The organism is Pseudomonas tensinigenes, assembly GCF_014268445.2.
In the GTDB taxonomy this organism is placed as follows: Bacteria; Pseudomonadota; Gammaproteobacteria; order Pseudomonadales; family Pseudomonadaceae; genus Aquipseudomonas; species Aquipseudomonas tensinigenes.
In genome coordinates this window covers 5,891,201-5,910,846 of record NZ_CP077089.1, presented here as the reverse complement: position 1 = coordinate 5,910,846, position 19,646 = coordinate 5,891,201, and the positions used below count along the sequence as shown (strand labels likewise).

Genomic DNA, 19,646 nt, shown 5'->3' with positions numbered 1-19,646 from the left:
TTATGAGCAAGAAGCGCGTTATGCAGCTGGTTCGAGGCCTCCACAACTTGCGCCCCCAGCATCGGGGCTGCGTCGCCACTATTGGCAACTTTGACGGTGTTCACCGTGGTCACCAGGCTATCCTGGCCCGGCTGCGTGAGCGTGCGCTCGAGTTGGGCGTACCCAGCTGCGTGGTGATTTTCGAGCCGCAGCCGCGGGAATTCTTTGCCCCCGAGACTGCGCCGGCGCGTCTGGCCCGCTTGCGCGACAAGCTGCAATTGCTGGCCGCCGAAGGCGTTGACCGGGTGTTGTGCCTGGCGTTCAACCAGCGTCTGAGCAAACTCAGCGCCAGTGAGTTCGTCGATACCATCCTCGTTGATGGCCTCGGCGTGCAGCATCTGGAGGTCGGTGACGACTTCCGCTTCGGTTGCGACCGCCTCGGCGATTTCGATTTCCTGCTGCAGGCCGGGCAGATGCACGGTTTTACCGTTGAAGCCGCGCAAACCGTCGAGCTGGACGGCATTCGCGTCAGTAGCACGCAGGTGCGTAACGCCTTGGCCGCCGCCGATTTTGCCTTGGCCGAACGTTTGCTCGGCCGCCCGTACCGGATAGCCGGTCGCGTGCTGCATGGCCAGAAACTGGCCCGGCAACTGGGTACGCCCACTGCCAACATTCAACTCAAGCGTCGTCGCGTGCCGTTTACCGGGGTGTATCTGGTGGATGTCGATATCGACGGCAAGACCTGGCCCGGCGTCGCCAATATCGGCGTACGGCCCACGGTACAAGGTGATGGCAAGGCCCACCTTGAAGTCCATCTTCTAGATTTTGCCGGCGATCTGTATGACCGGCGTTTGACGGTGGTTTTCCACCAAAAGCTGCGTGAAGAGCAGCGCTTCGCCTCTCTGGAGGCATTGAAAACGGCGATCAATGCGGATGTCGCCACCGCCCGTGCACTAGCCGCACCTAGCGCCCATCGCTAATGAAGAGCCTTAAATGACCGACTATAAAGCCACGCTAAACCTTCCGGACACCGCCTTCCCAATGAAGGCCGGCCTGCCACAGCGCGAACCGCAGATCCTGCAGCGCTGGGACAGTATTGGCCTGTACGGAAAGTTGCGCGAGATTGGCAAGGATCGTCCGAAGTTCGTTCTGCATGACGGTCCTCCGTATGCCAACGGCACGATCCACATCGGTCACGCACTGAACAAGATTCTCAAGGACATGATCATCCGCTCGAAGACCCTGTCGGGCTTCGACGCGCCGTACGTTCCGGGTTGGGACTGTCACGGCCTGCCGATCGAGCACAAGGTTGAAGTGACCCACGGCAAGAACCTCGGCGCGGACAAGACCCGCGAGCTGTGCCGTGCCTACGCCACCGAGCAGATCGAAGGGCAGAAGTCGGAGTTCATCCGTCTCGGCGTGCTGGGCGACTGGGCCAACCCTTACAAGACCATGGACTTCAAGAACGAGGCCGGCGAAATCCGCGCTCTCGCCGAAATCGTCAAGGGCGGTTTCGTGTTCAAGGGCCTCAAGCCTGTGAACTGGTGCTTCGACTGCGGTTCGGCCTTGGCCGAAGCGGAAGTCGAGTACGAGAACAAGGACTCCTCGACCATCGACGTTGCTTTCCCGATCGCTGACGAAGCCCAACTGGCTGCTGCGTTCGGTCTGCCGTCGCTGAGCAAACCTGCCTCGATCGTGATCTGGACCACCACCCCGTGGACCATCCCGGCCAACCAGGCGCTGAACGTTCACCCGGAATTCAACTACGCGTTGGTAGATGTCGGCGACAAGCTGCTGGTGCTGGCTGAAGAGCTGGTCGAAGCCTGCCTGGCGCGCTATGGCGTTGAAGGCTCGGTCATTGCGACCACCACCGGTAAACAACTGGAACTGATCAACTTCCGTCACCCGTTCTATGACCGTCTGTCGCCGGTGTACCTGGCTGACTACGTCGAACTGGGCGCTGGTACCGGTGTGGTTCACTCCGCTCCGGCCTACGGCGTGGACGACTTCGTGACCTGCAAGAAGTACGGCATGGTCAACGACGACATCCTTAACCCGGTGCAGAGCAACGGCGTGTACGTGCCGTCGCTGGAATTCTTCGGCGGCCAGTTCATCTGGAAGGCCAATCCGGCCATTGTCGACAAGCTGACCGAAGTCGGTGCGCTGTTGCACACCGCCATCATCAAACACAGCTACATGCACTGCTGGCGTCACAAGACCCCGCTGATCTACCGCGCCACCGCGCAGTGGTTCATCGGCATGGACAAAGAGCCAACCAGCGGCGACACCCTGCGGGTGCGCTCGCTCAAAGCCATCGAAGACACCAAGTTCGTCCCGGCCTGGGGCCAGGCGCGCCTGCACTCGATGATCGCCAACCGTCCGGACTGGTGCATCTCGCGTCAGCGCAACTGGGGCGTGCCGATCCCGTTCTTCCTCAACAAGGAAAGCGGCGAACTGCACCCACGTACCGTAGAGCTGATGGAAGAAGTCGCCAAGCGCGTTGAAGTCGAAGGCATCGAAGCCTGGTTCAAGATGGACGCTGCCGAGTTGCTCGGCGACGAAGCGCCGCTGTACGACAAGATCAGCGACACCCTCGACGTCTGGTTCGATTCGGGCACCACGCACTGGCACGTCCTGCGCGGTTCGCACCCGATGGGTCACGAGAGCGGCCCGCGTGCCGATCTGTACCTGGAAGGTTCCGACCAGCACCGTGGCTGGTTCCACTCGTCGCTGCTGACCGGTTGCGCCATCGACAACCACGCGCCGTACCGCGAACTGCTGACTCACGGTTTTACCGTCGATGAGTCTGGTCGCAAGATGTCGAAGTCGCTGAAAAACGTGATCGAGCCGAAAAAGATCAACGACACATTGGGCGCTGACATCATGCGTCTATGGGTCGCTTCGACAGATTATTCGGGCGAGATCGCGGTATCGGATCAGATCCTGACACGCAGTGCGGACGCCTATCGTCGTATCCGTAACACCGCGCGTTTCCTGCTTTCGAACCTGAGTGGTTTCAATCCGGCTACCGACATCTTGCCGGCCGAAGAAATGCTCGCGCTGGATCGTTGGGCGGTCGACCGCACCTTGCTGCTGCAACGCGAGCTGCAAGAGCACTACGGCGAATACCGTTTCTGGAACGTCTACTCGAAGATCCACAACTTCTGCGTGCAGGAGCTGGGTGGTTTCTACCTCGACATCATCAAGGACCGTCAGTACACCACTGGCGCCAACAGCAAGGCCCGCCGTTCGGCGCAAACCGCGCTGTTCCACATCTCCGAAGCGCTGGTGCGCTGGATCGCGCCGATCCTCGCCTTCACTGCTGACGAGTTGTGGGAATACCTGCCGGGCGAGCGCAACGAGTCGGTGATGCTCAACACCTGGTACGAAGGTCTGACCGAACTGCCGGCAGACGTTGAGCTGGGCCGCGACTACTGGGAACGCGTAATGGCGGTCAAAGTAGCGGTCAACAAAGAGATGGAAATCCAGCGTGCGGCGAAAGCCGTCGGTGGCAACCTGCAAGCCGAAGTGACGCTGTACGCCGAAGACGCCCTGAGCGCCGATCTGGCCAAGCTGAGCAACGAACTGCGCTTTGTCCTGATCACTTCGACTGCCAGCGTTGCGCCGTTCGTACAGGCTCCGGCCGATGCGGTAGTGACTGAAGTCAGCGGCCTGAAGCTGAAGATCGTCAAATCGGCCTTCCCGAAGTGCGCCCGTTGCTGGCACTGCCGCGAAGACGTTGGCGTCAACCCGGAACATCCGGAAATCTGCGGTCGTTGCGTCGACAACATCAGCGGCGCTGGCGAGGTTCGTCACTATGCCTAATGCCGTTGGCCGTTTCGGACGGTTGAGCTGGCTGTGGTTGAGTTTGCTGGTTCTGGTCATTGACCAGGCCAGCAAGTTCTACTTCGAAGGCAAGCTCGAAATGTATCAACAGATTGTGGTGATCCCTGATTACTTCAGCTGGACCTTGGCCTACAACACCGGCGCAGCCTTCAGCTTCCTGGCTGACAGCTCCGGCTGGCAGCGCTGGCTGTTCGCCCTGATCGCGATTGTGGTCAGTGCGGTGCTGGTGGTCTGGCTCAAGCGTCTGGGCCGCAACGAAACCTGGCTGGCCGTCGCTTTGGCACTGGTGCTGGGTGGCGCGTTGGGCAATCTGTACGACCGCATTGCCCTGGGCCATGTGATCGATTTCATTCTGGTGCACTGGCAGAACCGCCATCATTTCCCGGCGTTCAACTTCGCCGACAGCGCCATCACTGTTGGTGCGGTGATGCTGGCACTGGATATGTTCAAAAGTAAAAAGACCGGAGAAGCCGTTCATGACTGAACAGGTATTGGCTGAGCAACGCATCGGCCAGAACACGGAAGTCACTTTGCACTTTGCATTGCGCCTGGAGAACGGCGACACCGTCGACAGCACGTTCGACAAAGCCCCGGCGACCTTCAAGGTCGGCGACGGCAACCTGCTGCCGGGTTTCGAAGCGGCGCTGTTCGGCTTCAAGGCCGGCGACAAGCGCACGCTGACCGTCGAGCCGGAAAACGCTTTCGGCCAGCCGAACCCGCAGAACGTGCAGATCATCCCGCGTTCGCAGTTCGTCGACATGGAGTTGTCGCCGGGTTTGCTGGTGATCTTCAACGATGCGGCCAATACTGAGCTGCCAGGTGTAGTGAAAGAGTTCGATGACACGCAAGTGACCATCGACTTCAATCACCCGCTGTCGGGCAAGACGCTGACCTTTGACGTGGAAATCATTTCCGTCAAAGCGCTGTAACTGACCGCACACGGGTCAAAATGTGGGAGCGAGCCTGCTCGCGAAAGCGGTGTGTCAGGCACCGTAGATGTTGAATGTGCTGACGCCTTCGCGAGCAGGCTCGCTCCCACAATGTTTTCCACTGTTTTCGCTATTTCTTGCGCGCAAGACACGAGGCACAGCATGCAAATCAAACTCGCCAACCCCCGTGGCTTCTGCGCCGGCGTGGACCGGGCGATCGAAATCGTCAACCGCGCCCTGGAAGTCTTCGGGCCGCCGATCTATGTGCGCCATGAAGTGGTGCACAACAAGTTCGTCGTTGAAGACCTGCGCAGCCGTGGGGCGATCTTCGTCGAAGAGCTGGATCAGGTGCCGGATGACGTCATCGTGATTTTCAGTGCTCACGGCGTATCTCAAGCCGTGCGCACCGAAGCCGCTGGCCGTGGCCTGAAAGTATTCGACGCCACTTGCCCGCTGGTGACCAAGGTGCACATCGAAGTGGCGAAATACAGCCGCGACGGTCGTGAGTGCATCCTGATCGGCCACGCCGGTCACCCGGAAGTCGAAGGCACCATGGGTCAGTACGACGGCAGCAATGGCGGCGCGATTTACCTCGTCGAAGACGAGAAAGACGTTGCCGAGTTGCAGGTGCACAACCCGGAAAAACTGGCTTTCGTTACTCAGACGACGCTGTCGATGGACGACACCAGTCGCGTCATCGATGCCTTGCGCACGCGCTTCCCGGCCATCGGTGGTCCGCGCAAGGACGACATCTGCTACGCCACGCAAAACCGCCAGGACGCGGTCAAGCAATTGGCCGACGAGTGCGACGTGGTTCTGGTAGTCGGAAGCCCGAACAGCTCCAACTCCAACCGTCTGCGTGAGCTCGCCGAGCGCATGGCTACACCGGCCTACCTGATCGACGGTGCCGAAGACCTGCAAAAGAGCTGGTTCGATGGCGTTGAGCGTATCGGCATCACCGCCGGGGCGTCCGCGCCGGAAGTGCTGGTGCGCGGCGTGATTCAGCAATTGCAGGCCTGGGGCGCGACCGGTGCCGATGAATTGGCCGGGCGCGAAGAGAACATCACCTTCTCGATGCCTAAAGAGCTGCGCGTGCGTTCGATCTGATACGTTTGGCTTTTTGACACAGCGCCTGCTCAGCTTCTTCGCTGCTCAGGCGCACGCGACCGGTCGCCGCCAGCACTATCTGGCGCTGGCTGACCGGCTCGCGAGCCGAGCAGACATGTAATGTCCCTGCCTGAAACGCCCGCCCGGGCATCAGCGGTTGCCCCAGACTGCTGAAACGTACGTAACGACTCACCGACCAATTACCGACAATCGGCACCTGCGTGTCACTCACACTTTCTTGCAGCAGCGGATTGCTGCTGTCCTTCGGCCCCTGGCCGCTGATATCCAGAATGATCCGCCAGCCCTGACTCCAGTCGCCGTTGATGCCATGAATCACCACGCTCTGATTGCGCGTGATGGCCAGTGTGCGGGCGTTGCGAAGGCCATCAAGCAGCGATTGCGCCGCTTGATCCCGATGGTTCGATTCTCTGAGTGTGGCAAACGCCGGACTGACCAACAGCAGAACAATTGCGCCAATCGCCAGTCCCATAAGCAGTTCTATCAGGCTGAAACCCTGTTGCGGCATGAAAGCTCCCTCCGTGGAGTGTGATGAACGGCGCGCTCCGTGCGCCGGGCAGGGCAAATCAACCGACGCGGGCCGGTTGAATGTTCTAGCGTGTAGAAGCAGGTATAGCCGACGGCAACGGAGGGCATTGATGGATCTTCGTACAAAAGGTTTCACGCTGATCGAGTTGTTGGTTGCGATCGCGATCTTCGTGATCCTGATCACCCTGGCGGTGCCGGCGTTCACTCGTTCGATACAGGGCAGCAAGGCTGATACCGAGATGGGTGACCTGCAACGGGCGATCAATTTCGCCAGGCTCGAAGCGATCGACCGTGGCACCACCCTGCGCCTGCGCCCGACCGCTGGAGGCAGCGTCTGGACCGGTGAATTGGCGGTTTACGACAGTACTGGCAATCCGGCCAATGTGTTGCGGGTTGTTCCCGCGATGAGCAGCGGCGCCACTCTGACGCTACCCTCAGGAGTGACCGCACTGGATTTCAACAACCTCGGTGGTCTGGCAGCGCCGTCGACGGCGGTGACCATCAGTTACACGTTGGGAACGCAAAGCAGGACGCTGAACGTGTGTTTGAACGGACGAATTCAATTGGGTGGAAGTTGCGGATGAGGGCAAGGAGTCAATACGTACAGCAGGGCATGACGCTGATCGAAGTACTGGTCGCGTTGCTGATTCTGACGGTCGGGCTGCTGGGCGCGGCAGCGGTGCAACTGAATGCGCTGAAGTACACCGACAGCTCGCGGATGACCAGCCAGGCCAGTTTCATCGCCTACGACATCATGGACCGCATCCGCGCCAACTCTGGCGCCGACTACACCGTCACGCCGCCGACTTCGGCCAATCTCAGCGTTGCGCGCGACCAGGATCTCTACGATTTCACCACCAACATCGTCAACTTCGGCGGCCCGACCGCGACAGGCAGCATCACCCTCAATCAGCGGGTTTACACGATTACCATCAACTGGAGCGATGCGCGAGCCGCCAACAGCGCCAGTGCTCAACGCAGTTTTGTCCTGACCAGCCGCGCCGCCGTCGATCCGGTGGCTACACCATGAGGCGTGGTCAGCGTGGTTTTGGTCTGATCGAGATGCTCGTCGCCCTGGCACTGGGGCTGATTGTGGTGCTGGGCGTGGTGCAGATTTTCATCGCGGCGAAAAATACTTATGTCAGCCAGAACAGCGCCGCCGCGATGCAGGAAGACGCGCGGTTCGTATTGAGCAAGATGATTCAGGAAATTCGCATGGTCGGGATGTTCGGTTGTTTGGGCACCATCCTCGATTCGAGCTCCGCGGGCGACTTCAACGCTGCGCAGGTCATGCCGATCAGTTGGGACAATGCCAACCTGAAACTGACGCTGGTCACCGCCGATATCGGCAGCGGCGGGGGCACGCCGACCTGGACGGTGCTCTCCGACTGCCGTAACAGTGCAACGGCGTATACCGGCTTGCGATCTCCGGCGAGCGGACAGATCGCGTTTCCGATCCGGCGTCTGATCTACAGTTTCAGTAACAATCAGATTCTCATGGGCACCGGCAGCGGCACACCGACGCAGCAGGTGCTGGTGAACAACGTCAGTGCGTTCACTGTGATGTTCGGTCTGGCCAGTTCCGCGACAGATGTGGCCGCTTCGACTTATAGCGCCAACCCCAGTGATCCGGCGCGCATCCGTAGTGTGCGCCTGAGCCTGACCCTCAACGATCCGAACAATCGGGTGCGCAGTCAAACCTTCAACGTGGTTGCCGCTTTGCGCAACCGCTTGCAGTGAGGGCGCGCTGATGAGGATTTCTCTTCACACTCGTCAGGCGCAGCACGGCATGGTCTTGCTGGTGAGTTTGGTGTTCCTGTTGTTGCTGACCTTGATTGGTCTGTCGTCGATGCAGAGCGCCAACCTGCAGGAAAAAATGGCCGGCAGCGTGAGTCTGCGTAATCAGTCGTTTCAGACTGCCGAGGCGGCGTTGCGGATTGGCGAAAGTGCGGTGCAACTGGACAGTTATTCGCTGGCCGTGTGCAGCGGTATCACGCAATGCGCGCCGCCAGCGGAGTCATCAGTGGTCAGCGCGGCGGGGCTCAACTCGACTTCCGGGGTCACCTGGATTGCGGCCGGAAATGGATTCTATGGAGTACAGAACATCGGTACGACTCTGACGGCCGTGAACGTACCGAGCAATACCTCTGCGACGTTGTATCGGGTTACAGCGGTCGGCATCGCCGGCACTTCGCGTAGCGTGGTGGAGAGTGTTTATGCGAAGTATTGAGCGCTGCATATCTCTATGGATCGGCATGCTGCTGAGCTTTTATCTGGCGGCACCGGCCTATGCGTTCACGCCTTCCGATTCGCCGCTATTGAGTGCGGCGGCGGTGCCACCCAACGTCATGCTGCTGATCGACGATTCGGGGAGTATGAACAGCATCATCTATTCCAGCGGATTCGATCCGAACGTCAACCGCACACCCGCCCGGCAGTGCAATGCGTTTCTCGGATTGTGCTCTGCACTCAATGCTCCGCAGATAACCGGCGACACAGTATTTCTATCGAGCCTGCCGACTTCCGGATGCTCTGGAGGCGCTTACGCGTTCTACAACAACAGTTTGGCGCCGTTGTGCCTGAAACTTCCCGACCCCGTAGGCAACGAGAACACGCGATATTCGGCAGATTACATTTCCTACATTGTCGGCCTGGCCACCAATAACGGCACTCGCGATTTCACGACCGGCGCTATTCCCAACGATTACCGAATGAACGTCGCGCGCAACGTTTCCACGGCATTGGTGAGCAGCAACCGCACTTTGCGCATGGGCCTGTCGACATTCAACCCGGCCACCAGCAGTAATCCGGGCAACGGCGGTTTCATCGCCCGCTCGATCAGCGATCTATCGCCGGTCACCGGCAGCGTCACCCAAGCCCAGGCAGACACTAACTACAATGCGCTGATTTCATCGATCAGTGGCCTGAACGCCGTGGCCAATACGCCGTTGGCCGAGAGCTATTACGAAGTCACCCGCTACATGCGTGGCCTGGCGCCTTACTACAACAGCACACCAGCGACCTATACCAGCCCGATCCAGTACCGCTGCCAGAAAAACTACGGCGTGGTGATTACTGACGGCCTGCCGACTTACGATCGTACCTTTGCGACCAACGATCCACTGGGCGGCAGCCGCTTGCCGAATTGGGATGGCGTGAATAATGACGGCGACAACCTTAACGGTGACGGTGAAGGCGACACGCTGTATCTGGATGACATTGCCAAATTTGCCTTTGACATCGACATGCGTTCGACCGGTAACGATGCAGCGGGCAAGAGCTGGAACGCAGTAGATTTTCCCAGGCAGAACATGAATACCTACACCGTGGGTTTCGCCGCGGATAACGACATGTTGTCCGACGCCGCCAGTTATGGGCAGGGCAGGTATTACCAAGCGACTGACAGCACGGGACTCAATGCCGCCTTGTCGTCGGCACTGAGCGATATCACCTCCAAGGCCGGCTCTGGTGGTGCCGGCGTCGCCAGCAGCAGCACGTTGACCATTGGCAGCAGTTTTTATCAAACCACTTACGATCCCAAGGATTGGCGCGGCACGATCAGGTCGTTCGGCTTCACCGCGACCGGCACGGTGAATACCTCGGCTGTGCAATGGACGACCGACACCACCATCGTGCCCTCTGCCACGGCACCGACTTTTCAATCATGGAACACCGTAAGCAATGCGCCGATAGCCCTAGCATTCGGCAACTTTTCCCCAGCCCAGCAGACGACGCTGAATCAGGGCCTGCCCACCGGTATCAACGGCAATGATCTTGTGGAGTGGAGCAAAGGGACTAACAAGGCCGGGCTCAAAGTGCGCGGTGTGCTGCTTGGCGATATTATCAATTCGCCGCTGGTACTCGCGTCGCCTGCAGACAAGAGCGCCTCTGATCTGTCGGGCGATAGCAGTTACACCAACTACCTGACGACCAAGGCTGCAAACATGAATGCCAGTCTGGTGGTGAACGCCAATGACGGTTTCGTCAACGTGATCAATTCGGCGAACGGCACACGTCGTTATGCGTACATGCCCTCCAGCGTGCTGCCGTCGTTGCGTCTGATCGCGGACACCAACTACGTCAACGGCGTCAGCCACAAGTTTCTGGTGGATGGTCAGGTCGGCGTGTTCGATGCGCAGGCCGGCACCAACTGGAAAACTCTAGCCATTGGTGGCACTGGGGCCGGCGGTAAAACCTTTTATGGACTGCAACTGTTTGATGCCTCGGCGGGCAATGTCATCAGGGCATTGTGGGAAGCCAGTGCGCCGGTCACCGCCAACACGGCGAACGCGTTCAATGATCTGGGTTACGCCTACGCCCGTCCGGAAGTGGCACGCTTGGCCAATGGTCGCTGGGCGACATTCATTGCCAACGGCTACGGCAGCAATTCGGGCGTTGCAGCTTTATATGTACTGGATGCGCTGGATGGTTCGCTGATCAGGAAAATCGTTATCGACAGCACGGAAACCAGCAACGGTTTGTCGTCGGTGAAACTCAAGGTCAACTCTTCGAATGTAGTGCAGGCCGCTTACGGTGGCGACTTGAAGGGGCGGTTATGGAAGTTCGACCTGAGTGCCACGTCCTCCGACAGTTGGGGCGTGGCGTTTTCCGGCAAGCCACTGTTCACCGCGGCGGGCGGGGCGACTCAACCGATCACCGCGCAGCCGTTACTGGCGGATAATGCGCTGGGCGGCAAACAGATCTTCGTTGGTACCGGCAAGTTCAATGAAACGGCCGACAAGACCAATAAGGATTTGCAGGCGTTCTATTCCGTATGGGACGCCGATGGTGGTTCTGGTCAACTGACTGTCAGCAGTCTGCAGCCGCAGGCGATCACCGGGTCATTTGCCGGCAGCTCTGGACAGTTTCTGACCACAACGCAGAATGACACGACGTATCCGGCGGAGAAGGGTTGGTATCTGCCGCTGGTGTACAACAACGTGCTGACCGGCGAGCGGGTGATCAATCAGGCGAGTATCGTGCTGGGCCGTATTGTCTTTACCACGGCCAGTGTTGATACCACCGATCCCTGTGCGAGTTTTGGTACCGGCAAACTGATCGAACTGGATGCGTTCAGCGGTAAGATGCTCAACTATGCCGTCATCGACACCAATACTGACCGTTTGGTCGACAGCAATGACACGATATCCAGTGGTGTGATATTCACCGGTGGCATTCCGACCCTTAACGTCATCTCCGCAAATGCCACCGAAAAGCTTGTGGGCGACACCAGTGGCACCATCACAACCGTTGTGGAAAAGGGCGGCGGTGGCAGCCGTCGTATCATGTGGCGACAAATACAGTAAGTGAGAGTTTGAGGCATGCGCAGATTCAACCGAGGCTTCACCCTGATCGAAATCATGATCGTGATTGCGATCATCGGGATCGTCATCACCATCGCCGCACCGAGCTATACCGAGTACCTGAAAAAGGGCCGTCGCGCTGAAGTGGTGTCTTTGCTCTCCGAACAGGCGCAGACCCTCGAGCGCTTCTACACCCGAAACAATACCTACACCAATGTCACCGGACTCAGCACGGGCAATGATTTCTACACCCTCACCCCGACCATCGCTGACCAGACCTTCCTGCTGACCGCTACCCGCAAAACGGGTACCTCCATGGCCACCGACAAGTGCGGGGATTTCACCCTGACCAACACCGGTGTTCGCAGCATGAACAACGCGACTACCGGGCTGACCACCAAGGATTGCTGGGGCCGCTGAGACGCTTTCTTTTCGGGCGCCTTTTGCGCCCATTGTCTTTTTTACGGTTGGATCAAACATGACCAGGCAACAGCAAGTGGTGATTGTCGGTGGCGGGGTGATTGGCCTGCTGACCGCCTACAACCTCGCCTTCGAAGTGCGCAGCGTGGTGCTGCTCGATCGTTCGAACCTCGGCCAGGAATCGTCTTGGGCGGGCGGCGGTATCGTTTCGCCGCTGTATCCGTGGCGTTATAGCCCGGCAGTCACCGCGCTGGCGCATTGGTCGCAGGATTTTTATCCACAGCTCGGCGAGCGTTTGTTTGCCGACACTGGCGTTGACCCTGAAGTGCACACCACCGGCCTGTACTGGCTGGACTTGGACGATGAAGCCGAAGCGCTGGCCTGGGCCAAGCGGGAAAATCGCCCGTTGCGGGCTGTGGATATCTCGGCGGCGCATGATGCGGTGCCGGTGCTCGGTGGTGGTTTTTCCCGGGCGATCTACATGGCGGATGTCGCCAACGTGCGCAATCCGCGCTTGGTCAAGTCGCTGAAAGCGGCGTTGCAGGCACTGCCGAACGTGGCCATTCACGAACAATGCGAAGTCAGCGGGTTTGTCCGCGAGGGAGAGCAGGTTGTTGGCGTCGAGACGTCGAAGGGTGTGATCAACGGTGATCAGGTCGTGCTGACTGCTGGGGCGTGGAGCGGTGATCTGCTCAAGACGCTGGACCTGGCGCTGCCGGTCGAGCCAGTCAAAGGCCAGATGATTCTCTACAAGTGTGCGGCGGATTTCCTGCCTAGCATGGTATTGGCCAAGGGCCGTTATGCGATTCCGCGTCGCGACGGGCATATCCTGATCGGCAGCACGCTGGAGCACGAAGGCTACGACAAGACCCCAACCGATGTTGCACTGGAAAGTCTCAAGGCTTCGGCGGTTGAGTTGTTACCGGCGCTGGCGGATGCCGAAGTAGTCGGGCACTGGGCGGGGTTGCGTCCGGGCTCTCCGGAGGGGATTCCCTACATTGGCCGGGTGCCTGGGTTTGCCGGGTTGTGGCTGAACTGCGGGCATTACCGCAATGGGCTGGTGTTGGCGCCGGCGTCGTGTCAGTTGTTTGCTGATGTGATGCTGGGAAGGGCGCCGATTATTGATCCGACGCCGTATGCGCCGGAAGGCCGCATTTAGTCTGATATTTCTCTGTAGCCTGGCAGATCGCTTTCTGCGAGCAGGCTCACTCCCACAGTTGATCTTTGTCGATCACAAAATCCAATGTGGGAGCGAGCCTGCTCGCGAAGGGGCCCTCAATCCAAACCGAGTTTCTTCAGCCGATAGCGCATCGACCGAAACGAAAGACTCAACCGCTGCGCCGCCGCCGTACGATTCCAGCGCGTTTCCTCCAGCGCCTGCAAGATCAGCTTCCGCTCGACGTTCTCCAGATAATCTTCCAGATTATCGATCTGGGTCAGATCGGCAATCCCGCCATCCGCCGCGCAGTTTCCTTCACTCAGACGCAAATCCTGCGCCTCGATCGTGCGGTTTTCACACAAGGTGTGCGCTCGTTCGAGAACGTTCTCCAGCTCCCGTACATTGCCCGGAAACCGGTAATTCTTCAGCGCTTCCAAAGCCTGCGGATGCAAGCGTGCTGCCGGCTGGCCTGTGTCTTTGGCGAGGCGCTTGAGCATATTGGCCGCCAGCACTTCAATGTCATCACGGCGCTCACGCAGGGGCGGCACGCGCAATTCAATCACGTTCAGGCGGTAGTAAAGGTCCTGACGAAAGCGTTCGGCCGCGACTTCGGCATCGAGATCCTTGTGCGTGGCGCAGAGAATCCGCACATCCACCACGTTCTCTTGTTGACCGCCGACACTGCGCACGGCTTTTTCCTGAATCGCCCGCAGCAGTTTTACTTGCATCGACAACGGCAAGTCCGCCACTTCATCAAGAAACAACGTGCCGCCATTGGCGGCCTGAAACAACCCGGGCTTGTCCTCGACCGCGCCGGTAAAGCTGCCTTTACGATGACCGAAAAACTCGCTTTCCATCAGTTCCGAGGGGATTGCCCCACAGTTCACCGGCACGAACGGCTGGCCGGCGCGTGGCCCCTGTTCATGAATCAGGCGCGCAACCAGTTCCTTGCCACTGCCCGATTCGCCACTGATGTACACCGGCGCCTGACTGCGAGCGAGTTTGTCGATTTGCTTGCGCAAGTTGCGCATCGGCGGCGAATCACCGAGCAGGCGTCGATCAATCGTGGTGAAACTGCCTCCAGCCGCCGACATCCGCAGGGCTGTGCCGACCAGTTCGCGCAGGCGCGTGAGGTCGACCGGTTTGGTCAGGAAGTCGAAAGCACCGGCTTTCAAGGCGTTGATTGCCGTTTCCAGGCTGCCATAGGCCGTAATCATCGCCACCGGCAGCTGTGGATAACGCTGCTGAATATGCTGCACCAGTTCCAGCCCTGTACCGTCGGGCAAGCGCATGTCGGTCAGGCACAGGTCGAAGCTCTCGCGGTTCAGCAGTGCCTGCGCTTCAGCCAGATTGCGCGCGCTGTAGGTGTCGAGTTTCATCCGTCCCAGGGTGATTTCCAGGAGTTCGCGGATATCCGGTTCGTCGTCGACGATGAGGATTTTTTGCCGTGGGCTCGTATTCAACTTTGTTTCCGTCCGTGAGCAAAGGTGATGCGAAAGCAGCCGCCGCCTTGGCGTGATTGAAAGTCTAGGCGCGCTTGGTTGCTTTCGCACAGCTCACGGGACAGATAAAGCCCAAGGCCGGTGCCTTGGCTGCTGGTGGTGAAGAACGGTTCGAACAAATGCGTCTGTTCATCGGCAGGCACGCCGGGGCCGTTGTCCTGCACTTCGAGGACCGCCAACTGGCTGTCGGGATCGGTGAAAAGGGCCAGCCAGACTTCGGCTTGATCATGCAGCAGGGCGCTGTGGCGCCAGCCATTGCGTAACAGATTGTCGAGAATCTGCGTGAGCTGATTGGGGTCCATCAGCGTGGTGAAGTCTCCTGAATTGATCCGCAGATGAATCTGCTGGCGCTCGCTGGCCTGTTCACGGCTTTCGGCGACGAAGTTTTCCAGCCACGGCTTGAGATCCAGCCGTTGTGGTGCGCTCTGCTGGCGGCGGGACAGTTGCAGGACGTTTTCGATGACTCGGTTCATGCGCTGGGAGTGATCTTGAATAATCTGCGTCAGACGCCGATCGGCGCTATCGAGTTCCTCGGATTCAGCCAATAGCTGCGCGGCGTGACTGATGGCACCGAGCGGATTGCGGATCTCGTGGGCGATGCCGGCGGTCAAGCGGCCGAGTGCGGCAAGTTTCAGTTGCTGCGCTTGCTGGGCGATTTGCGCGAGGTCTTCGAGAAACACCAGGGTTTGCTGGTTGGGGCTCTGTTCGAGGGCGATGAAGCTCGGTTGCAGCTCCAGGCCGTTGCCGGGGATTTTCAGGCTCTGCGGGCGCAAGGTCGGGTTGTTCATCCACAGTTGCAGGCGATCGACCAGCGCCGTCGAATAGTCATCGATCAGATGCCCCTGAAGGTGCGATTGCGCGAGCAGGGTTTGCGCGCTGTGGTTGGCCAGTTGCACCCGCCGCTCCTCATCGAGCACCAGAATACCGGTGCGCATGCGTTGCAGGATCAGCGCGTTGAGGGCTTCGAGGCTGACCACTTCACTGGCACGTTGCTCGGCAAGGGTTTCGCTGACTTCGAGGCGGCGGATCAACCCCTGCACCAGCAACGACGCGGCAAAGCACAGCGCGCCGAGGGTGCCGGCTTGCAGGTATTCATTGGCATTCAGCGGATGGTTGAAGCTCAGCAGGAAACTCGAACCGACGATGCCCAGCGCACCGATGGCGGCAATCAGGAGGCCGATGCGCCGCCGTAGCAAGGTGTTGCTGATCGCCACCGAGACAATCAGCAGATTGCCCAGCGCGCTGCCGACGCCGCCCGCCGCAAAGAACAAAGCGCATAAAAGCAGGACATCAACGAGGGCCAGACTGAACAGTTGCGCTGGCCGTCGGGTGTTCTCAAGGAACACCACCAACAGAATGTTGAGGATCAGATACAGCCAACTGCCACCGCGCAGCAATTCGTCGTTGGCTGACGTCAGCAGGCGGTTGTCCATGTTGCTGGAGATCAGCAGCACCAGGGTGATGCCGACGCTTAAACGGTAAAGATGATAAAGGCGCAGCAGGCGCTGCGCCTGTTTGCTGTCGGCGCTGGTGGCCTCAGCGATCACTGGCACCTGGGCCTTGCTCAAGGTGAGCCTGGCTGCAATACCACTGTTGTTGCACGCTTAGCGCGCGGTCGCGCGGTAGATGCACGCCGCAATGGGCGCAGCGCACCATCGGTGGCGCGTCCTGTTCGCGAGGGGCGCGATTGGATTGATTGGACGCGGCAGGCGCCTTGAATTTACGCCACAACCATATCGCGGCGAAAATCACGACGATCCAGAACAATAAACGAAGCATGATGAGCGGCTTTTTGACTGATGATCCGGCAGTTTAGCCAAGCTCCCGACAAGCGCACAGCCTATTAACGCGCGGCAATAAAAAAGGGAGATCCGCAGATCTCCCTTTTCGGTGCAACCGGTGTGATCAGTCGAACACGCCGAAAGTCATGTAGCTGAACCACGAGCGGTCGGTGTTGCTCGACTCAGGCTCTGGCTCTTCGATCACGTCGCCGTTTTCGTCTTTAGGCTTGAGCTCGTTCGGGATCGCGTCTTTCGCGTCCTGGAACTGCTTCTGCACGTCCTGGTTGGCGCGGGTTTCGCCCGGCGGCAGCGGTGGACGCGATTCGATCAGACCCAGAGTCGCCTTGCTCAGGAACGAGCGGTTGTCGGCTTCGGCAACCCGTGGCACGAACTGACCGTCTTGCAGGCTCGGGTGATTCGGGTAGTTGAGCTTCAGGGTTTCCAGGCTGGTGTTGGCCAGTTCGTCCAGGTGCAGACGCTGGTATGCCTCAGTCATCACCGCCAGGCCGTCGCCGACCGATGGGGTTTCCTGGAAGTTTTCCACTACATAACGGCCACGGTTGGCAGCGGCTACATAAGCCTGACGGGTCAGGTAGTAGTCGGCCACGTGGATTTCGTAGGCCGCCAGCAGGTTGCGCAGGTAGATCATGCGCTGCTTGGCGTCCGGCGCGTAGCGGCTGTTCGGGTAACGGCTGGTCAGCTGGGCGAACTCGTTGTACGAGTCGCGCGCGGCGCCCGGGTCACGCTTGGTCATGTCCAGTGGCAGGAAGCGCGCCAGCAGGCCAACGTCTTGGTCGAAAGAAGTCAGACCTTTCAGGTAGTAGGCGTAATCCACGTTCGGGTGCTGCGGGTGCAAACGAATGAAACGCTCGGCGGCAGACTTTGCAGCTTCCGGCTCGGCGTTCTTATAGTTGGCGTAGATCAGCTCCAGCTGTGCCTGATCGGCGTAGCGACCGAACGGATAACGCGACTCCAGAGCCTTCAGCTTGGCTGTGGCGCTGGTGTAGCTATTGTTGTCCAGGTCAGTCTGAGCCTGCTGATACAGCTCGGCTTCGCTGAGGTTTTCGTCTACGACTTCCTTCGATGAGCAAGCAGCGGTCAATGCGAGGATGGCGATCAGCAGCAGGTGTTTCACTTGCATGGCGGCTTGCGTCCCTATGACGGCCGCTGTCTTGGGCGGGGCCGTCCTGTTATGATGAGCGCCCCGTTGAAAAGCCTCGGGGCAAAAGACGCCGTATTTAACCACAAGCGCGCAGCCGAAACCAAAAGCTGTGCCGACGCACAGTCAGAGCATGTCCGATAAAATTGAACTTCGCGCAGAGGTGCCGTCCGAATTGGGCGGCCAACGCCTCGATCAAGTCGCTGCCCAACTCTTCGCTGAGCACTCTCGCTCGCGCCTTTCCGCCTGGATCAAAGAAGGTCGCCTGACTGTGGACGGGGCGGTCATCCGCCCTCGCGACATCGTGCACGGCGGTGCCATCCTTGAGCTGACTGCCGAGCAGGAAGCCCAGGGCGAATGGATCGCCCAGGACATCGAACTCGACATCGTCTATGAAGACGACGACATCCTGGTGATCAACAAGCCTGCGGGCCTGGTGGTACACCCGGCTGCCGGTCACGCCGATGGCACGCTGCTCAACGCGTTGCTGCACCATGTGCCGGACATCATCAATGTCCCGCGCGCCGGTATCGTGCATCGTCTGGACAAGGACACCACCGGTCTGATGGTGGTGGCCAAGACCATTCAGGCGCAGACCAAGCTGGTGACGCAACTGCAGAGTCGCAGCGTCAGCCGCATCTATGAGTGCATCGTGATCGGTGTGGTCACCGCTGGGGGCAAGATCAACGCCCCGATCGGTCGCCACGGCCAGCAGCGCCAGCGCATGGCGGTGATGGAGGGCGGCAAGCCTGCCGTCAGTCACTACCGTGTGCTGGAGCGCTTCCGCTCGCACACCCACGTACGGGTGAAGCTGGAAACCGGTCGTACTCACCAGATTCGCGTACACATGTCGCACATCAACTTCCCGTTGGTCGGCGATCCGGCGTATGGCGGCCGTTTCCGCATTCCGCCAGCCGCGAACCCGACGATGGTGGAATCCCTCAAGCATTTCCCGCGTCAGGCCCTGCACGCGCGCTTCCTTGAGCTGGATCATCCGACGACCGGTGAACGCATGAGCTGGGAATCGCCGCTGCCGGAAGATTTCGTCTGGCTGCTGACCCTGCTCAAGCAGGATCGCGAGGCATTCGTCGGATGAACTGGCTGACGCCGGACTGGCCTGCGCCGGCCAGCGTCAAAGCCTGCGTCACCACCCGCGAGGGTGGCGTCAGCGAGGCGCCGTTCGACAGCCTCAATCTGGGCGATCATGTCGATGATCGCCCGGAAGCAGTTGCCGAAAACCGTCGGCGCCTGACCGATCACTTCTCTATACAGACTGCCTGGTTGCAGCAAGTGCACGGGATTACCGTGGCGCATGCTGATCCGGGCATTGTCGCGACTGCAGATGCCAGTTGGACGACAACCCCCGGAATTGCCTGCACTGCGATGACGGCGGATTGCCTGCCGGCATTGTTCTGTGATCGTGCTGGCACTCGTGTGGCAGCGGCCCATGCCGGTTGGCGTGGTCTGGCGGCGGGCGTGCTGGAAGCGACGCTCGACAGTCTCGATGTTCCGGCGGGAGAGGTGCTGGTCTGGCTCGGTCCGGCCATTGGCCCGCAAGCCTTTGAAGTCGGCCCGGAAGTGCGGGAAGTCTTCATCAATCAATTGCCCGCAGCGGCAGAAGCCTTCGTACCGAGCCCCAATGCCGGCAAGTTCATGGCTGACATCTACAAGCTGGCTCGCCTGCGTCTGGCTGAACGTGGTGTCACTGCTGTTTATGGCGGCGGTTTCTGCACCGTGACCGATCCGCGCTTCTTCTCCTATCGCCGTGCCCCACGCACCGGTCGCTTTGCCTCCCTTATCTGGCTCACCCGCTAGACTTGCCTGACCTGAATCAACCCTCTGACGCTTGAATCTCCCAGAATCGACCGCATCTACAGTGGTATCTGGCAGGTTTCTTTATTCAGGATGGTTTTTA

Annotated in this window: 19 protein-coding genes; 14 read left to right on the top strand and 5 right to left on the bottom strand. The window is 59.6% G+C overall.

What is annotated here, in order from left to right; translation table 11 throughout:
• Window positions 1-20 precede the first annotated feature (20 nt).
• From ribF to ispH, 5 genes are all read left to right on the top strand, one after another.
• Window positions 21-959, top strand: coding sequence for a bifunctional riboflavin kinase/FAD synthetase (gene ribF / locus HU718_RS26220; RefSeq protein ID WP_008078544.1), 939 nt, complete (start codon window positions 21-23; stop codon window positions 957-959).
• 13 nt (window positions 960-972) lie between these two features.
• Entirely contained in the window at window positions 973-3,804 is a 2,832-nt protein-coding gene (gene ileS / locus HU718_RS26215; protein ID WP_150730451.1) for an isoleucine--tRNA ligase, read from the top strand.
• On the top strand, window positions 3,797-4,309 hold the full coding sequence (gene lspA / locus HU718_RS26210; protein WP_150730452.1) for a signal peptidase II: 513 nt from the start codon (window positions 3,797-3,799) through the stop codon (window positions 4,307-4,309). Before ileS ends, lspA begins: the two co-directional genes overlap by 8 nt.
• A 7-nt stretch (window positions 4,310-4,316) precedes the next feature.
• Window positions 4,317-4,754, top strand: a complete 438-nt coding sequence (fkpB, locus tag HU718_RS26205; protein WP_174244532.1) for an FKBP-type peptidyl-prolyl cis-trans isomerase — start codon at window positions 4,317-4,319, stop codon at window positions 4,752-4,754.
• 162 nt (window positions 4,755-4,916) lie between these two features.
• On the top strand, window positions 4,917-5,861 hold the full coding sequence (gene ispH, locus HU718_RS26200) for a 4-hydroxy-3-methylbut-2-enyl diphosphate reductase (RefSeq protein ID WP_034153853.1): 945 nt from the start codon (window positions 4,917-4,919) through the stop codon (window positions 5,859-5,861).
• Here the strand turns inward: ispH and HU718_RS26195 are convergent.
• Complete coding sequence (locus HU718_RS26195) at window positions 5,833-6,387, bottom strand: GspH/FimT family pseudopilin (protein ID WP_150706885.1); 555 nt, start codon at window positions 6,385-6,387, stop codon at window positions 5,833-5,835. The genes ispH and HU718_RS26195 overlap by 29 nt on opposite strands.
• Window positions 6,388-6,517: 130 nt before the next feature.
• Here HU718_RS26195 and HU718_RS26190 point away from each other — a divergent pair, with 130 nt between their 5' ends.
• From HU718_RS26190 to thiO, 7 genes are read left to right on the top strand one after another with little or no spacing between them, the layout of a single operon-like run.
• On the top strand, window positions 6,518-6,991 hold the full coding sequence (locus HU718_RS26190) for a GspH/FimT family pseudopilin (protein ID WP_150706886.1): 474 nt from the start codon (window positions 6,518-6,520) through the stop codon (window positions 6,989-6,991).
• Complete coding sequence (pilV, locus tag HU718_RS26185; protein WP_150706887.1) at window positions 6,988-7,437, top strand: type IV pilus modification protein PilV; 450 nt, start codon at window positions 6,988-6,990, stop codon at window positions 7,435-7,437. Before HU718_RS26190 ends, pilV begins: the two co-directional genes overlap by 4 nt.
• Window positions 7,434-8,147: a PilW family protein gene (locus tag HU718_RS26180; protein ID WP_095121755.1), complete on the top strand. Its 714-nt coding sequence runs from the start codon at window positions 7,434-7,436 to the stop codon at window positions 8,145-8,147. Before pilV ends, HU718_RS26180 begins: the two co-directional genes overlap by 4 nt.
• 10 nt (window positions 8,148-8,157) lie before the next feature.
• Window positions 8,158-8,637 carry a pilus assembly PilX family protein gene (locus tag HU718_RS26175; protein ID WP_186614011.1) on the top strand — a complete coding sequence of 160 codons (480 nt, stop codon included), beginning with the start codon at window positions 8,158-8,160 and terminating at the stop codon, window positions 8,635-8,637.
• On the top strand, window positions 8,624-11,713 hold the full coding sequence (locus tag HU718_RS26170; protein ID WP_186614009.1) for a pilus assembly protein: 3,090 nt from the start codon (window positions 8,624-8,626) through the stop codon (window positions 11,711-11,713). The genes HU718_RS26175 and HU718_RS26170 overlap by 14 nt, the downstream gene beginning before the upstream one ends.
• 15 nt (window positions 11,714-11,728) lie before the next feature.
• Window positions 11,729-12,130, top strand: coding sequence for a type IV pilin protein (locus tag HU718_RS26165; RefSeq protein ID WP_186614007.1), 402 nt, complete (start codon window positions 11,729-11,731; stop codon window positions 12,128-12,130).
• Window positions 12,131-12,188: 58 nt separating this feature from the next.
• Window positions 12,189-13,289 (top strand): glycine oxidase ThiO, encoded by a 1,101-nt coding sequence (gene thiO, locus HU718_RS26160; RefSeq protein WP_186614005.1) that lies wholly within the window; start codon window positions 12,189-12,191, stop codon window positions 13,287-13,289.
• A 116-nt stretch (window positions 13,290-13,405) separates the two neighbouring features.
• On the opposite strand, the gene HU718_RS26155 is transcribed toward thiO, so the two are convergent.
• The 4 genes from HU718_RS26155 to HU718_RS26140 form a co-directional block, all read right to left on the bottom strand.
• Window positions 13,406-14,752 (bottom strand): sigma-54-dependent transcriptional regulator, encoded by a 1,347-nt coding sequence (locus HU718_RS26155; protein ID WP_186614003.1) that lies wholly within the window; start codon window positions 14,750-14,752, stop codon window positions 13,406-13,408.
• Window positions 14,749-16,338 carry an ATP-binding protein gene (locus HU718_RS26150; protein WP_150706910.1) on the bottom strand — a complete coding sequence of 530 codons (1,590 nt, stop codon included), beginning with the start codon at window positions 16,336-16,338 and terminating at the stop codon, window positions 14,749-14,751. The genes HU718_RS26155 and HU718_RS26150 overlap by 4 nt, the downstream gene beginning before the upstream one ends.
• Window positions 16,328-16,570 (bottom strand): PP0621 family protein, encoded by a 243-nt coding sequence (locus HU718_RS26145; RefSeq protein WP_038361669.1) that lies wholly within the window; start codon window positions 16,568-16,570, stop codon window positions 16,328-16,330. The genes HU718_RS26150 and HU718_RS26145 overlap by 11 nt, the downstream gene beginning before the upstream one ends.
• A gap of 126 nt (window positions 16,571-16,696) precedes the next feature.
• On the bottom strand, window positions 16,697-17,713 hold the full coding sequence (locus tag HU718_RS26140; protein ID WP_077574589.1) for an outer membrane protein assembly factor BamD: 1,017 nt from the start codon (window positions 17,711-17,713) through the stop codon (window positions 16,697-16,699).
• A gap of 151 nt (window positions 17,714-17,864) precedes the next feature.
• Here HU718_RS26140 and rluD point away from each other — a divergent pair, with 151 nt between their 5' ends.
• Complete coding sequence (gene rluD / locus HU718_RS26135; protein ID WP_016986220.1) at window positions 17,865-18,827, top strand: 23S rRNA pseudouridine(1911/1915/1917) synthase RluD; 963 nt, start codon at window positions 17,865-17,867, stop codon at window positions 18,825-18,827.
• The gene (gene pgeF / locus HU718_RS26130; protein ID WP_186614001.1) at window positions 18,824-19,546 is read left to right on the top strand and encodes a peptidoglycan editing factor PgeF; all 723 of its coding nucleotides are present in this window, start codon (window positions 18,824-18,826) and stop codon (window positions 19,544-19,546) included. Before rluD ends, pgeF begins: the two co-directional genes overlap by 4 nt.
• Window positions 19,547-19,646 lie beyond the last annotated feature (100 nt).

Excerpts from the sequence above, each read along its gene's own strand:
- HU718_RS26175 (WP_186614011.1), top strand. The coding sequence starts at position 8,158 with ATGAGGATTTCTCTTCACACTCGTCAGGCGCAGCACGGCATGGTCTTG.
- pilV (WP_150706887.1), top strand. The coding sequence starts at position 6,988 with ATGAGGGCAAGGAGTCAATACGTACAGCAGGGCATGACGCTGATCGAA.
- thiO (WP_186614005.1), top strand. The coding sequence starts at position 12,189 with ATGACCAGGCAACAGCAAGTGGTGATTGTCGGTGGCGGGGTGATTGGC.
- HU718_RS26180 (WP_095121755.1), top strand. The coding sequence starts at position 7,434 with ATGAGGCGTGGTCAGCGTGGTTTTGGTCTGATCGAGATGCTCGTCGCC.
- HU718_RS26140 (WP_077574589.1), bottom strand. The coding sequence starts at position 17,713 with ATGCAAGTGAAACACCTGCTGCTGATCGCCATCCTCGCATTGACCGCT.
- HU718_RS26165 (WP_186614007.1), top strand. The coding sequence starts at position 11,729 with ATGCGCAGATTCAACCGAGGCTTCACCCTGATCGAAATCATGATCGTG.
- lspA (WP_150730452.1), top strand. The coding sequence starts at position 3,797 with ATGCCTAATGCCGTTGGCCGTTTCGGACGGTTGAGCTGGCTGTGGTTG.
- ribF (WP_008078544.1), top strand. The coding sequence starts at position 21 with ATGCAGCTGGTTCGAGGCCTCCACAACTTGCGCCCCCAGCATCGGGGC.
- HU718_RS26190 (WP_150706886.1), top strand. The coding sequence starts at position 6,518 with ATGGATCTTCGTACAAAAGGTTTCACGCTGATCGAGTTGTTGGTTGCG.
- HU718_RS26195 (WP_150706885.1), bottom strand. The coding sequence starts at position 6,387 with ATGCCGCAACAGGGTTTCAGCCTGATAGAACTGCTTATGGGACTGGCG.
- HU718_RS26145 (WP_038361669.1), bottom strand. The coding sequence starts at position 16,570 with ATGCTTCGTTTATTGTTCTGGATCGTCGTGATTTTCGCCGCGATATGG.
- HU718_RS26170 (WP_186614009.1), top strand. The coding sequence starts at position 8,624 with ATGCGAAGTATTGAGCGCTGCATATCTCTATGGATCGGCATGCTGCTG.
- rluD (WP_016986220.1), top strand. The coding sequence starts at position 17,865 with ATGTCCGATAAAATTGAACTTCGCGCAGAGGTGCCGTCCGAATTGGGC.
- ispH (WP_034153853.1), top strand. The coding sequence starts at position 4,917 with ATGCAAATCAAACTCGCCAACCCCCGTGGCTTCTGCGCCGGCGTGGAC.
- ileS (WP_150730451.1), top strand. The coding sequence starts at position 973 with ATGACCGACTATAAAGCCACGCTAAACCTTCCGGACACCGCCTTCCCA.
- pgeF (WP_186614001.1), top strand. The coding sequence starts at position 18,824 with ATGAACTGGCTGACGCCGGACTGGCCTGCGCCGGCCAGCGTCAAAGCC.